Source organism: Sphingomonas sp. AC411 (genome assembly GCF_979253035.1).
Genome location: NZ_CEEDAQ010000001.1, coordinates 1,261,279 through 1,275,985, shown reverse-complemented (window position 1 = coordinate 1,275,985; position 14,707 = coordinate 1,261,279). Strand labels below are relative to the sequence as shown.

Sequence of the window (14,707 nt, the reverse complement as noted above, 5' to 3'; positions counted from 1 at the left end):
TTGCCAGTCGGAGGGAGGTAAGGAAACCCCGGTTCCGTATCCTCCCCCTCCGTCACCTTCGGCGCCACCTCCCCTGGCGGGGAGGATCGTGAAGGCGCCTTAGAAGCTCACCCGCCCGCCGAGCGACAGCACCACCGCCGACGCATTACGCAGAGCGCCCGAGGTCAGGATGTTCGTCTGCGCGGCCGTGCCGACATACGCTGCCGTGACGCGGTCGATCGTCGTATTTTCGAAGTCGACATATTGCGCGGCGGCGTCGAGCGCGATGTGCGGCGACAGCTGGTACGAGCCACCGGCGGCATAAGTCCAGCGATCGGCGTCGGGCACGCGCGCGTCGCGCTCGCCGTCCTGCGTCGGCGACTTGGTCCGCTGCAGGCCTGCCCGTACGGTCAGCTTCGGCGTGACGTCATAGTCGAGGCCGCCCGCCAGGCTCCAGCTGTCCATGTAGTTCTCGGGGATCGCGGTGTTCAGCGGTGCGCCGAGATCGATCGTGTCGAACTTGCTCCAGTTGTAGGCGACCACCTGCGCGTTCAGCGTCAGCTTGTCGGTCCCGCGGAACCGCCCTGCGACGATCACCTGGCCCGGCGTGTTGAACGCGGCCTTCGCACCGGACACGGTCATGTTCGACGACGCGAGCGGACCGACGAGACCGCTGACGGTGAGGTCGCCCTTCAGGTTATGCCGGATGCTCGACTTGTAGCTGATGCCGACCGTCGCGAAGTCGTTGTGGAGCTGTACGCCCGCGGTCCAGCCGAAGTCCCAGCCGTCGCCCTTCAGTTCCTGCTGTCCATCGGGCAGCGCCGCGGACAGGTTGGGCAGCGCGTTGCTCAAGCTGGCGTCGGTATATTCGACGTTCAGCGCACCACCCACGCGTAGCCAGTCGGTCACCACGACGCCGATCGACGGCTGGATATCGATCGTCCGCAGCCGCGTCTTGTCGGCGCTGTAGCGTGCCCAGCTGTCCGAGTCGTAATTGGTCGTGAAGCTGAACGGCGACGTCACCGCGAGACCGACGGCGATCCGGTCGGTCAGCGGATAGGCGACCGCACCCGACGGCACGATGCCCTTGTTGACCGGATCGCGCGAGTTCGACTGGCCGCTGATGCCGGTGCAGGCCTGACCCGGGCGGCAGATCTGCGTGCCTGTGTCGACCACGTCGCCCTTGGGCAGGATCGCGGTCGCGCTCAGCGTCGCGCTGCCGTCGCGGATGCCGGCGATCGCGGCCGGGTTCCACCACAGGGATGCGGCACCGGTGTCGGCGGCCTCGCCCGAGAACGCACGGCCCGCGCCGCGTGCGGACTGCGCCTGGAGATAGAAGGCGTCGGCATAGGCGGTGCTGGCGAACCCGAAGGCGGACACGAGTGCGGAAACCGCGAGAAGCGGGGCTTTGGTACGCAGAGTCATGGACAAGATCCTGAAAGCTATACTGATTTAGGCGGGAGTATCGAAGACGAAGCGCGGCGCCTCAGCGCACGCGCGTCCAGGTCTGCGTCTTGCAGAGCGGGAAAACACGCAGCCGCGCAGCTTCAACTGGTTCGCGCCGACGGGCGTGATCTTGCCGCTATAGGTCTTGCCGTCCTCGGCGTTGTAGACCTGACCACTGCTCCAGACGCCGTCCTTGTCGGGCTTGAACCCGCTCAGCATCTGCATGCCCTGGATCGGCCGGTTGCGCAGCGCGGTGTTGGAATTGTTGGCGTCCTTCATCGAAGGATTGGCGCGCAGCGCGTCGGAGGTGAGGATCTTGCCGCAGATCGATGGGCCGCAGCGGGCGATCTCGACGATGGCGTTATGCGTCTCGGTCTTCCAGCGGCCGATGACGGTGTCCGCGGTAGCAGGCGCACCGGCGAGCAGGGCAGTGATTAGCAACAGGGACATCTTCTATCCTCTCCTTGGATGTGGGCACGCCGTATGTGTACGGTCGTTAAAATCTCGTCAGGCCGTCGACGTTATCGAGACCTTGTTGCCGTATACGGCAATCATTGTTTGCGATTAGAATTGTACGAAGACAAGTCAAGTCTTCTTACTGATTCCAGCGAGTAAAAAGTGTTCATGGATGTGTCGTTCCCCGCGCAGGCGGAGGCCCAGGGTAACGAACGCGGCGCTGCTTGATCCTGGCCCCCGCTTTCGCGGGGGAACAGCATCAATTGCGGAGCGGCTTGCCGGTCTGCAGCATGTGGACGACGCGGGCCTGCGTGCGCGGATCCTTGACGCTCGCCATAAACGCCGCGCGTTCCAGGTCGAGCAACTGGTCCTCGGTCACGGTATCGATCAGATCGGCCTCGCCCCCCGTCAGCACTTCCGCGAGACGATCCGCGACGACGAGGTCGTACTCGGTCGCGACGCCCTTCTTGTGGAAGTCGGCGACGGCCATGTTCAGCCCCGTCCGGCCGCTCTCGCCCGCCAGACGGAAGGTCGGCTTCTCGGGCGCGGCATAGCCCTCGACCAGCGACAACGCCTTGGCCTTCGCGTCTGCCAGCAACCGGTCGCGGTTCATGGTGATGCCGTCGTCCTTGCGCAGGATCATCATCTCCTTCGCCTCCGCCGCCGACTTGGCGACGACCGCGGTCGAGATGCTCTGGAACACCTTGGTCAACACCGGCATAGGGCCCTTCGGCACCATGCCCGACTTGGTCCAGCGATCGAGCATCTCGCCATTGCCGCCCCAGCCGGGGACGAGGCCGACGCCGCACTCGACGAGCCCCGCATAGGTCTCGGCATGCGCCTGCACCGCGTCCGAGTGGAGCAGGATCTCGCACCCGCCGCCAAGCGCGAGCCCGGCGGGTGCACTGACGACCGGGAAGGGCGCGTATTTGAGCGCCTTGTACGCCTGCTGACCGCCCGAGACGCTGGCCTCGACCATGTCCCAAAGGCCCGCCCCGACCGCGAACATCGCCGCGCCCAGGTTCGCACCCGCCGAGAAGTTCGACGCTTCGTTATACACTACCAGCGCCTTGAAGCGGTCGCGGACGACCGGGATCGCCTCGTTGATCAACGCCACGACCTGATCGTCGAGCGCGTTCATCTTGGTGTGGAATTCGAGCGCCGCGACGCCGTCACCGACATCCCAGAGCGAGGCCGACAGGTTCTGGAGGATCGGCTGCGAGCGGAGCTTGATGTCCTCCAGCAGTTCGACGCCGTCCGCACGCGACACATCGGCATACTCGCCGCCCGCAGTGAGATACTGACGCTGCCCGTTCTCGACGCGGTAGAACGTACGATCGCCCGCGGTCGTCAGGATCGCCGGAACGTCGCGACCTTCCTCGGCAAGGCGCGCGGCGAGCACGCCGGGACCCATGCGGTCGATCAGTTCGAACGGCCCGTATTTCCAGTTATACCCGAGCTTCATCGCATCATCGATCGCGACGACATCGTCCGCCGCTTCGCCGACGAGCATCGCCGCATAGGACAGCGTGTTGCCGAGGATCGACCACGCATAGGTGCCGATCTTGCCCGGCTCCGCGATCAGCGCGGCGAGGTCCTTGCCGGTCTTGCCGGGGAGGTCCGCGGGCTTCGCCTCGGGCCGATACTCGCCGGTCGCGAGATCGAGCGAGAGCTGGTCCGCGTCGCCTTGTCGAACCGGTAGAAGCCACCTTTGCCCTTGCGGCCGGTGAACCCTTCCGCGATCATCTTGTCGACGAGCGGCAACTCGCGCACCGTATCGAAATACGGATCGCCCGCGGGCAGTGTGGACGACAGGCTCTTCGACAGCAACGGCATCAGGTCGACGCCGACAAGATCGACCAGCCCGAAGATCCCTGTCTTCGGCACGCCCATCGGACGCCCGCCGATCTGGTCGGCTTCCTCGACGGTCAGCCCCTGGTCCATCGCCGCGTTGATCGCGATCGCCAGCCAGTAGGTGCCGATCCGGTTGGCGATGAAGCCCGGCGTATCCTTCGCCCGGACGATCCGCTTGCCCATGAAGCGATCGACGAAATCCTCTACCTTCTCCGCGACCGCGACGTCGGTGTGGTCGCCCCGCACGATCTCGACCAGCCGCATGTAGCGCGGCGGGTTGAAGAAGTGCGTGATGAGGAAGTCGGCCTTGAACTGGTCCGACCGTCCCTCGACGAGGTTGCCGAGCGGGATCGTCGAGGTGTTCGACGACACCGCTGTGCCGGGACGCTTCAGCGCCTCGAGCTTGGCGTACAGCGCCTGCTTGATATCGAGCCGCTCGACGATCGCCTCGACGATCCAATCGCATTCGGCGACGCGGTCGAGATGATCGTCGATGTTGCCCGTCTCGACCAGCTTGGCCGCCCGCTTCGACATGAACGGCGCAGGGTCGGTCTTGAGCATCTTGGCGACCGCGCCCTTCGCCACTGCGTCTCGATCGTCACCCTCGCGAGGAACGATGTCGAGCAGCAGCACCGGGATGCCAGCGTTCGCGACCTGAGCCGCGATACCTGCGCCCATCACACCCGCGCCGATGACGCAGACCTTCTTCACAGCATCGACCATCATGCGCGCTCCAGCACCGTGGCGATGCCCTGACCGCCGCCGATGCACTGCGTGGCGAGCGCATAGCGGCCACCCTCGCGCGACAGCAGCGAAGCCGCCTTCCCGACGATCCGCGCACCTGTCGCGCCGAGCGGATGACCGATTGCGATCGCACCGCCATCGAGGTTGATCGTCTCGTCTTTCAGCCCGAGGTCGCGGATGCAGGCGATCGCCTGGCTCGCGAACGCCTCGTTGATCTCGACCACGTCGAGGTCGGCGACGGTGATGCCCGCACGCTCCAGCGCCTTCTTCGACGCGCCGATCGGGCCAAGCCCCATCGTCTCGGGCGCGCAACCCGACACGCCGATCGACTTGATCCGCGCGAGGATCGTCAGCCCGTGCTTCTTAGCGAACTCCTCCGAGGTCACCAGCACCGCGGACGCACCATCCGTCAGCGGCGAAGACGTGCCCGCGGTCACAGACCCCTCCGCGCTGAACGCGGGCTTCAGGCCGGCGAGCGCTTCGGTCGTCGTGCCGGCGCGGATCGTGCCGTCTTGGCTGACCGGGCCCGCCTTGGTCTGGATCGTCACGATCTCGTCCGACAAGCGGCCATCCGCGCGCGCCGCGGCGGCCTTGTCCTGGCTCTTGACCGCGAACGCATCCTGCTCCGCGCGCGTGATCTGGTACTGCCGCGCGACGTTCTCTGCGGTCTCCCCATGCCCATGTACGCGCCGGCGCTCTTCTTCGCGAGCGCGGGGTTGGGGAGCGGGTTGTAGCCGCCCATCGGCACGCGGCTCATCGATTCGAGGCCCGCGCAGATGAACGCCTCGCCCGCGCCGACCGCGATCTGGCCGTAAGCGATGTGGATCGCGCTCATCGACGAACCGCAGAACCGGTTGACCGTCATCCCGCCGACCGAGATCGGCAGGTCGGCGATCTGTGCGATCAGCTTGGCGACGTTCAGGCCCTGCTCGCCCTCGGGGAAGGCGCAGCCGAGGATGATGTCCTCGATCTCGGCGGGATCGACGCCGGTCTTGTCGAGCAACCCGCGAATCGTCTGCGCGGCGAGATCGTCTGGACGGACGCGGGCGAGTTCGCCCTTGCCGGCGAGGTGGAACGGCGAACGGGCGTACCCGGCGATGACGACGTTGGTCACGATGATCCTCTCATATTGCGGTCGACCCGGTTAACGCTTGCGGGTTACCCTTAAGGTGCGATACCTCACCTTTACGTCAAGGTGAAGCGGCCGACAATATGGCTTACGCACACCATCTTATGGAGAGCGAGATGCAGGATAGTTCCGGGGCAAAGCGATCGGTGTGTCGTTGCAGGGCGAGCCACGGCTGCTGGGCGACATGCTCGACACGTCGGTCCGCCGTTTCGGATCGCGCAACGTGCTCGACTTCATGGGCCGGACGCTGACCTATGCCGAGCTTGGCGAGTCGGTCGATCGGGCCGCCCGCGGGCTCCAGGATCTCGGCGTCGTGAAGGGCACGCGCGTGGCGCTCTGCCTGCCGAACACGCCCTATTACCCGATCCTGTTCTTCGCGATCCTCAAGGCCGGCGGCATCGTCGTCAACGTCAACCCGCTCTATGTCGAACGCGAGCTGGCGCATCTGCTCGAGGATTCTGGGCGCGACGATCATCGCTACCTGCGACATCGCCGAGATCCACGCGCGCGTCCTCAAGGTCGCGGGGCAGATGGGCGTGAAGCACGTCATCACCTGCCCGATCGCCGGTGCGCTGCCGACGCTGAAGTCGATCGCCTACCGCATCTTCAAGCGCGCCGAGATCGGTCGGGCACCGACTGACGCGCGCCATTGCACGTTCGATTCGCTGCTGAAGGCGAAAGGCGCACCGACTCCGTTACCGTGTCCCCCGACGAGGTAGCCGTGCTGCAATATACCGGCGGCACGACCGGCGAGCCCAAGGCGGCGATGCTCAGCCACGCCAATCTCGTCGCCAACGCCGATGCGATGGTGACGTTCGTCGGTGGCGAGCAACCGCATCAGGACCGCGTGCTCGGCGCGTTGCCGCTGTTCCACGTCTTCGCGCTGACCACCGTGCTCACCTATTCGATCCGCACCGGCGCCGAGATGATCCTGCTGCCGCGCTTCGAATTACAGCAATTGCTCAAGACGATCGACCGGACCAAGCCGAGCTACTTCCCGCGGTGCCGACGATCTACGCCGCGATCACCACCGCGGCGGAGACGCAGAAGATCGACCTGTCCTCGATCCACGCCTGCATCTCGGGCGGCGCACCGCTCCCCGCCGAGGTCCGTGTGGCGTTCGAGACGGCGACCGGCGCCAAGCTCGTCGAGGGTTACGGCCTGTCCGAGGCCTCGCCGATCATAACTTGCAATCCGATCGACGGCCTCAACAAGCCGGGCTCGGCGGGTTTGCCGTTCCCCGGCACGACGATCGAGATCCGCGACCGCGAGGACCCGACCCGGCTGCTCCCGGTCGGCGAGAATGGCGAGATCTGCGCGCGCGGTCCGCAGATCACGCAAGGCTATTGGCACAAGCCCGCCGCGACCGCTGAGCTGTTCGCGGATGGCGCGCTGCGCACCGGCGATGTGGGGCACCTCGACGCGGACGGCTATCTGTTCATCGTCGACCGGATCAAGGACCTTATCCTCGCTGGCGGCTACAACGTGTATCCGCGCGTGATCGAGGAAGCGCTGTACGAACACCCCGCCGTATTCGAAGCGGTCGTCATCGGCGTGCCCGACAAATACCGCGGTCAGGCCCCCAAGGCGTTCGTCGTGCTGGCGGAAGGGGCGGTGGCTACCCCGCTAGAACTGCGCGATTTTCTCCGCGACAAGATCAGCAAGATCGAGCTTCCCGCGAGGTCGAAATCCGCGACAGTCTCCCCAAGACGCTGATCGGCAAGCTATCCAAAAGGAACTTGTCGCAGAAGAGGCCGCAAAGGCCGCAGCGGCGGAGGCGAGGGAGTGGATTCGTGAACGACCGACAGGACGATCTGACCGGCATACAGGAGGTCTCGCGCATGCTCGGCGTGAGCGCGCGGACGCTCCGATTCTACGAGGACAAGGGGCTGATCGAGCCCTGCCGGATCGGCACGACACGGGTCTACACGCGGCGCGAAGTCGCGCGGATGCAGTTGATTTTGCGCGGCAAGCGGCTTGGGTTCACGTTGCGCGACATCGAGGAGTTCCTCGACCTCTACGACGCCGACCCGCAACATGTGGAGCAGATGCGCGCGTTGGCCGAGCGCTGTCGCCAGCGGATTGACCTGCTGGATGCGCAACGCGAGGCGATCGTCCAGACTCGGGACGAGCTTGAGAAGATCGAGCAGGAAGCCTTGGCGCGGATCCCCGCGGGCGACTGACGTTCTTGCTTGCCCCCCTCCCTGAAAGGGAGGGGTTGGGGGTGGGTAGGCCTGCTCGAGCCCGAACCGTTGCGCAGCGCGGAGGCCGACCCACCCCCGCCCCCCTTTCAGGGAGGGGGGAAGATCGACCCACTCTCACTCCTCGATTAGCTTAAAGCCCCACCACACCGCCATCGTTCTTCGTGATCACGATCGTCGAAGACCGCGGCCGCGACGGCGTCGCCACCGTGCCGGCCTGGTTGGCCGGCCAGCTGCTCGTGATATTGGTCGGCCCGCCACCTTCGCCCGGATGCTGGATGTTCACGAACAGCGACCGCCCGTCCGGCGTCGAGTAGATGCCGGTGATCTCGCACTCCTTCGGCCCGACCAGGAAGCGGCGCAGGGTCGCGCCCGGCGCCTTCCCGATCCGCGTCGTCACCGAGCCGGTCGCCGCGCCGACGGTGTTGGTCACCGTCCGCGTACCGCCGTCGTTGACCTTGCCCGGCACCGAGGCGAGTAGCATGCAGTTGGTGACGTCGGTATACGCACCGTCGTCGGTCTCGATCCACATCACCGGCGCGATCGTCCCCGACGCATTGCTCGGCAGGCCGAACCACAGGCCGTCCGGCGACGAGAAGTCGTTGGTCGCATCGAGCCCCGACAGGTTGATGTTGGTCGCATCCAGATCGGAACCCGCGCCGAACGCATAGATGTCCCACGCGAACGTCGTCGCCTCGGACGTGTCGCCCGTCTCGCGCAGGCGGATGATGTGCCCGTTGACGTTCCCCGTGCCGTTCGTGCGACCATCGGTCCGAGGATCGACATAGGCGCGCGGGTTTGCCGCATCCGCCGTGGCCACAGTCCGCGACGTATTATTGGTGAGCGTGCAATACATTTCGCCGGTCGCCGGGTTCACCGCGGTCCATTCCGGCCGATCCATCCGCGTAGCCCCCAGTGCATCCGCCGCCAGTCGCGTATTGATCAGCACATCCGCCTGGCTCGCGAACGAATAGGTGGCATTGGCCGAGGTGAGGGGCCCTTGGCCGAACACCAGCGGCAACCACTGACCGCTACCATCCGCCGAGAACTTCGCAACGTAAAGCGTTCCGGTATCGAGATACTTGTCGCCAATCGCCAACCGGTTGGCGGCCGTGGCATCGGCCGCGGACCAAGGCGTGGCCGACACGAACTTGTAGATATATTCGTTCTGCGCATCGTCCCCCATGTAGAACGCAGGCTTCACGCCAGGGATCGTCCGGCCGATCTCGCAGCCCTCGTGGTTCATGCGGCCCAGCGCGGTCCGCTTGCGCGGCGTCGAGGCCGGATCGAACGGGTCGATCTCCACCACCCAGCCATATTGGAAGATCTCGTTGCGGAAATCGCCCGTACCGTCGGCGGGGGCGCCCGCCTGCGCCGTGATGTTCCAGCGCGCATAGGCGGTGCTGGTCGTGTCGGCCGGCCTGACCGTCGACCACCCATAATTGCCGCCGGTGTTGCTCTCGCCCTTGCCATAGCGCGCCAGCGACGTGTTCGCCTTGACGCCGGCTGCACCGGTCGCTGCACGCCGCGCGCCATCGCCGACCTCGCGGCGGAAATACCCGACCCAGTTCTCTTCGTTCGTCAGGTACGTATTCCAAGGCATTGTACCATTGGCACAATTGTTGATCGTGCCACGCCCGGTCGTCGCGTCCGGCGAATAGCGCGTCTTGAGGCTGTCATTGCCGCGCACCGGCCCCGAAAAGCTCATCGGCGTCAGCGGGGTGATGCGCCGGTTGAACGACGAGGTCGGAACATAGGCCCAGTTCGCGGAGCGGCTGACCTCGATCACCGACACGCCGTGGCACTCCATTTCCTTCAGCGCCTCGGCTTCGGGACGAACGCCGCCCGGATTGGTCGCGCCGTTCGGATGCAGATAGGGCTGCGAGATATTCTCGTGGTTGAGCACCAACAGCCCGCGCGTGTTGCCGTTGGCATCGGGCGTAGCGCTCGCCGACAGCCCGAAATAGCTCATGCCGTCATGATGATCGCCCGCACGCTTCGAGAAATTCGTGTCGGTGCCGTCGTTCGCATAGGCCGCGACGCCGCCCGCGATCGGATCGCCGAGCCGGTACAGCACCGTCACCGCATATCCGCTAGGAACCGAAACGACGTCCGCGAGGCTCTTGGCAACCGCAGTGAACCCGAGCGAGGCCGCGCCCACCGTCACGCTGGTCGTCGCGCTCACCGATCCGCTCGCCGAGACGGCGGTGAACTGGAAGCTCAGCACCGTGCCCGCCGTCGCCCCCGGCACGACGAAGGTCGCAGTCGACGTGGTCGTGCCGGCCAGCGTCACCGTAGGGCCTGCCGTCTGCGTCCAGCTCACGCTGTCGACCTGGCCGATCGCCGCGCCGGTCAGCGTCGCTACCCGCCCGGCGGACGAGCTGCCGCCCGCGGTCGCGGTGACGGTGACCGGGCTGCTGCCGTTGCCGTCGTTGTCATCGTCGCACCCGGTCAGCAGCATCCCGCCGAACACCGCGGCGGCGGTTGCCGACATGCCGCCCATCAACGTCTGGCGCCGCGAATAGCGCGTATCGATCAGTTCGTTCAGATGCGGATTGGCGGTCGGATTGGTGTCGATATCGCCGTCGGTATAGGTGGTGTCGATGGTCATGCGTGGTCCCCCCGGGGATGGTTGCTCGGTACGATAGCGATGCGTGAAGTTAGAATTTCGCGCCCAGCTCGACGCCGTAGAAGCGTGGCTCGCCGGCGATGTAGGTCGGGATGCCGAAGCCGCCGCCGGTGTTGCCCGCATCGATCAGATAGCGCTTGTTGGTCGCGTTCCGGACGAAGCCGCCGACGCTGTACTTGCCTGCTGCGAATTCAAGCCCGGCCCGCAGGTTGACCAGCGTATAGCCCGGCGTGCTGATCGCCGGATTGTTCGGCAATTCGAAGAACACCTTCGATTTGTAGGTGACGGTCGGCGTCGCATAGACCGTCGCACTACCCACCGGCACGCGCAGCATCGCGCCGCCGGATGCCGTCACATCTGGCTGGAGGCGGAAGCGGTTGCCCGCGAACACACCGTTGGCCGCCTCGTCGCCGATGCCGCCATCGATATAGGCGAAGGTCCCGAATACAGAGAGATACGAGGCGAGCTTCAGATTGCCTTCAAGCTCGATGCCGAGATTCTGGCTGAGCCGGCGCTCTGCGTCGTTACGACGCCGTTATTGCTGACCGACACCTGGAAGCCGTCATAGGTCTGGTAGAACACCGATGCCGCGCCGCTGAACGGCCCGACGCGACCCTTGACGCCGCCCTCGTAGTTCCAGACATTTTCCTGCGGCACGATCTGCAGGTTCGGGCCGACACCGAACGCGGTGCGCTGTGTGGCGAGCTGGACCACCGGCGAGCGGCGGCCCTTGCTGATCGTCGCGTACAGATTGACGTCGTCGTTGAGCTTGAGCAGCGCGTTGAAGCGCGGGAGGATCGCGGTGAAACTCCGCTCCGCGACAAACTTGTTGCCGTTGGTGCTGGCCGTTCCGAGCAGGCTCGACTGGATGCCCAGCCCGGCGAGGATCACCGAGTTCGGCTGCACCGACGAATAGCCCGACTGGCGATCCTCGATCATGATCCGCGCGCCGGCGGTCAGTTCGAGCGCGGGCACCGGAATGTACGTCGCGTCGGCGAACACCGAATAGGTGTTGTTCCTCCCATAGTTCGTGAACTCGGCGGCGTAAGGTATTGCACTTGCACGTCCGCCGGTCAGGATCGACGTGGCGCGGGTTGCCGGGATCGTGCCGTTCGCCGCGACGCAGCCGGTCCCGGTCGGGATCCCCTGGCCGTTCAAAGCCGTGCGGATCGGCGCGTAAGCCGTGGCGACGGAGCAGGCGAGATACGTGCCCTCTTCGGTCGCGAACGGGACGCGCTGGAAGCCGTTCTCGAAGAACGCGTTCCAGCCAACCGACGCACGGTATTTCGGGCCTTCGAACGCGAACCGGCTCTCATGGCTCCACTGGTCGCCCTTGGCATCCTCGGCGAACTCCAGATACGCAGCGGGGCCACCGTCCGCGTCGAAGATCTCGAGCGCGTCGAAGCGGCGATACCCGTTGACCGTGGTGAAGGTGATCCCCGGCGACAGGTCTGCGGTGATCGTCAGGTTCGCGTCATAGACGTTGCGGTCGAGGCCAAGCTTGCGCGCGCCGAGAACCTCCGCGCTGTACGGCGACCCCGACAGTTCGGCGTTGCCATAGTCTCCGGTCTGTCCGCCGGTGGGGGCATGTGCGCGGCTCTTGAACGCGGTGCCCGGATTGCGCTGGCCGTCATAGGTCAGGACGAGATCGGCGGTGATGCTGTCGTTCGGCGTGAAGCGGAGCGAGCCGCGGACGCCGCGCTGATCCTGCCCGTTCAGATCGTCCTGGTCGACGCCGCCCTGATTCTGGTTTGGCACGTTCGCGTCGCCGGCGATGTTGCGGACATAGCCCTCGCGATACTTGTAGGCGAAGGCGATCCGACCCGACAGGATGTCGTTGCCCGCGTTGAGGAAGCCCGACACCTGCGTGCGGTCGAAATTGCCATAGGAGGCGTCGAGCCCGCCCGAGAAGCCCGGCTGCGGCTTGTTCGAGATCAGGCTGATCGCGCCGACCGCGGCTGCGGTGCCGAACAGCGTCGCCTGCGGGCCCTTCACGACCTCGATGCGCTCCAGGTCGTACAGGTCCTGCCACGCGCCGCGCGACCGGCTGATGTCGATGCCGTTGTAATACAGCGTGACGCGCGCGCCCTGCTGCGACGATCCGTTGTCCGAGGTGATGCCGCGGATCACGAAGCCGGGGTTGTTCGCGCTCTGCTCCTGCACCTGGAGACCGGGGATGAAGGCGGCGACCTCGTCGAGTTCGGAGACACCGATCGACGCCATCCGGGCGCCGGTCAGCGCGGTGACGGTGATCGGCACGTCGGCGATCCGCTGTTCGCGCTTCTGCGCGGTGACGACGATCTCGTCGCTGGACGTCGCGGCCTGAAGTTCGGCCTGCGTGGTCGCTTGCGCGAGTGCCGCGGTAGAGCAGGTCGTGGCGAGCGCCGTCATCGCAAGCCGCGTGAACAAGTGTGTCATGAAGTCCCCCGTATCGTTGCGGAGGCACTACGGACGGCACGTGACGTTTCGACGTCGTGATGATGAAACGAAGATGACGGTTCCGTAACGACGGTGTCACATCGTTGCCACCGCGCTGTCTTGATCGCCGCTAGCAGCCGGACGACACCGCTACGAAAGCCTCAGCCGATGACGATCAACCGCCGCGACGCCCTGAAGAACGCCCTGAAACTCGCCGGATCGGGCGCGACCCTGGCGCTGCCCGCGGTCGCAACGCAGGCCGCGGGTGCGGTCAAGAGCCGCTTCGATCATGGCGTCGCGAGCGGCGATCCCGCGGTCGACGGCGCGATCCTGTGGACCCGCGCGACGCCCGCCGACGACGCCCAGGCCGGCGATATCGCGCTCACTTGGCATATCGCCGAGACGGAGGGCGGCAAGCCTATCCGGTCGGGCAGCGTCAAGGCCCGCGCGGCACGCGACTTCACCGCCAAGGTCGAGGCCACCGGGCTCCAGCCGGGCCGCGAATATCGCTATTGGTTCGACGCTGCGGACGGCACGCGCTCGCCGGTCGGCCGGTTCCGGACCTTGCCCAAGGGCAAGATCGCCGACGTCGTCATGGCCGTCGTCTCCTGCCAGCTCTACGCGGGCGGATTGTTCAACGCGTATGACGCGATCGCCAAGCTCGACCGGCTCGACGCGGTGCTGCATCTTGGCGATTACATCTACGAGTACGGCGTCGACGGCTATGGCGCGGACATCGCGAAGAAGATCGGCCGCCTCGTCGAGCCGCGCCATGAGATCGTCAGCCTCGCCGACTACCGCATGCGCCACGCGCAGGTGAAGCGCGACGCCGACATGCAGGCCGCGCACGCCCGCGCTGCGTTCATCTGCGTGTGGGACGATCACGAGGTCGCCAACGACGACTGGATGCACGGCGCCGAAAATCATGATCCCAAGACCGAAGGCGACTGGGACGCGCGCAAGGCGGCCGCGATGCAGGCCTATTTCGAATGGATGCCGATCCGCGATCCCAAGCCCGGCCAGCCCTGGGCGGCGATCAACCGCAGCTTCGATTTCGGCGATCTCGCGACGCTCGTGATGGTCGAGACGCGGCTGCTCGCACGCAGTCATCAGGTCGTGTCGAAGGGCGAGGAGATCACGCCCGCCGAATATGCGGCGATGCTGGCGGAGCGCGCGCGGACGGACCGCGAACTGCTCGGCCCGGCGCAGCTCGCCTGGGTCGAGAAGACGATGGCGACCTCGGTCGCGGCGGGCAAGCCGTGGCAGGTGCTCGGCAATCAGGTGGTGATGGCCAAGGTCGCCGGCCCCGACATGGAGCGCCAGCTCGGCCCGGTGAAGTTCGCCGTGACGATGGCGAAGCTCCCGGCCATGTGGCGCGAGCGACTGATGGCGAGTATCGCCTCGTACCGCGCCGGCCTGCCGTTCGGGTTCGACAGCTGGGACGGCTATCCGCCAGCCCGCGAGCGCCTGTACGCGGCGTTCCAACGCGCTAAGTCGCGGCCGATCGTGCTGTCCGGCGACAGCCACGCGGCCTGGGCGAACGACCTACACGATGCGTCGGGCAAGCTGGTCGCGGCAGAGTTCGGCTGCACCGCGATCACCAGCCCGTCCTATGGTTCGTTGCTGCCCGGCATCGGCAGCCTGATCGCCGACGCGAACAAGGGCGAAGTCCGCTTCTGCGACCAGGACGGCAAGGGCTTCACGCTGCTGACGCTGACGCCCGAACACGCGACCGCGGACTCGATCACGGTCTCGACGGTGATGGCCAAACCCTACACCCAGGCCACCGCAGCCCGCTTCCGCACGCACGCCGATCGTCCGGATCAGCCGCTCGAAAAGATCGCCTGAGCC

6 protein-coding genes and 5 pseudogenes are annotated in these 14,707 nt (G+C 66.1%); 5 read left to right on the top strand and 6 right to left on the bottom strand.

Translation table 11 applies throughout. The features are described 5' to 3' along the window. Window positions 1–99: 99 nt before the first annotated feature. From AC0IX7_RS06520 to AC0IX7_RS06505, 4 genes and pseudogenes are all read right to left on the bottom strand, one after another. Window positions 100–1,404, bottom strand: a complete 1,305-nt coding sequence (locus AC0IX7_RS06520; RefSeq protein ID WP_471810907.1) for an OmpP1/FadL family transporter — start codon at window positions 1,402–1,404, stop codon at window positions 100–102. A 61-nt stretch (window positions 1,405–1,465) separates the two neighbouring features. Further along, window positions 1,466–1,875, bottom strand: a pseudogene (locus AC0IX7_RS06515) (DUF2147 domain-containing protein). Window positions 1,876–2,140: 265 nt separating this feature from the next. Next, window positions 2,141–4,458, bottom strand: a pseudogene (locus AC0IX7_RS06510) (3-hydroxyacyl-CoA dehydrogenase/enoyl-CoA hydratase family protein). Beyond that, window positions 4,458–5,593, bottom strand: a pseudogene (locus AC0IX7_RS06505) (thiolase family protein). Before AC0IX7_RS06505 ends, AC0IX7_RS06510 begins: the two co-directional pseudogenes overlap by 1 nt. A 163-nt stretch (window positions 5,594–5,756) precedes the next feature. Between AC0IX7_RS06505 and AC0IX7_RS06500 the strand changes: the two are divergent. The 4 genes and pseudogenes from AC0IX7_RS06500 (at window position 5,757) to AC0IX7_RS06485 (ending at window position 7,791) form a co-directional block, all read left to right on the top strand. Next, window positions 5,757–6,248 carry an AMP-binding protein gene (locus AC0IX7_RS06500; RefSeq protein WP_471810906.1) on the top strand — a complete coding sequence of 164 codons (492 nt, stop codon included), beginning with the start codon at window positions 5,757–5,759 and terminating at the stop codon, window positions 6,246–6,248. 60 nt (window positions 6,249–6,308) lie between these two features. Continuing rightward, window positions 6,309–6,898, top strand: a pseudogene (locus AC0IX7_RS06495) (AMP-binding protein); the annotation flags it as partial. 117 nt (window positions 6,899–7,015) lie between these two features. Then, entirely contained in the window at window positions 7,016–7,324 is a 309-nt protein-coding gene (locus tag AC0IX7_RS06490) for an AMP-binding enzyme (protein WP_471813770.1), read from the top strand. 77 nt (window positions 7,325–7,401) lie between these two features. Continuing rightward, the gene (locus AC0IX7_RS06485; protein ID WP_093397577.1) at window positions 7,402–7,791 is read left to right on the top strand and encodes a MerR family transcriptional regulator; all 390 of its coding nucleotides are present in this window, start codon (window positions 7,402–7,404) and stop codon (window positions 7,789–7,791) included. A 151-nt stretch (window positions 7,792–7,942) separates the two neighbouring features. On the opposite strand, the gene AC0IX7_RS06480 is transcribed toward AC0IX7_RS06485, so the two are convergent. Together AC0IX7_RS06480 and AC0IX7_RS06475 are read right to left on the bottom strand one after the other, a co-directional pair. Further along, window positions 7,943–10,420: a PhoX family protein gene (locus AC0IX7_RS06480; protein ID WP_471810905.1), complete on the bottom strand. Its 2,478-nt coding sequence runs from the start codon at window positions 10,418–10,420 to the stop codon at window positions 7,943–7,945. A gap of 49 nt (window positions 10,421–10,469) precedes the next feature. After that, window positions 10,470–12,856: pseudogene (locus AC0IX7_RS06475) on the bottom strand (TonB-dependent receptor). A gap of 168 nt (window positions 12,857–13,024) precedes the next feature. Here AC0IX7_RS06475 and AC0IX7_RS06470 point away from each other — a divergent pair. Next, window positions 13,025–14,704 carry an alkaline phosphatase D family protein gene (locus AC0IX7_RS06470; protein WP_471810904.1) on the top strand — a complete coding sequence of 560 codons (1,680 nt, stop codon included), beginning with the start codon at window positions 13,025–13,027 and terminating at the stop codon, window positions 14,702–14,704. Window positions 14,705–14,707 lie beyond the last annotated feature (3 nt).

Coding starts and splice junctions, on each gene's coding strand:
- AC0IX7_RS06520 (WP_471810907.1), bottom strand. CDS start 1,404: ATGACTCTGCGTACCAAAGCCCCGCTTCTCGCGGTTTCCGCACTCGTG.
- AC0IX7_RS06480 (WP_471810905.1), bottom strand. CDS start 10,420: ATGACCATCGACACCACCTATACCGACGGCGATATCGACACCAATCCG.
- AC0IX7_RS06470 (WP_471810904.1), top strand. CDS start 13,025: ATGACGATCAACCGCCGCGACGCCCTGAAGAACGCCCTGAAACTCGCC.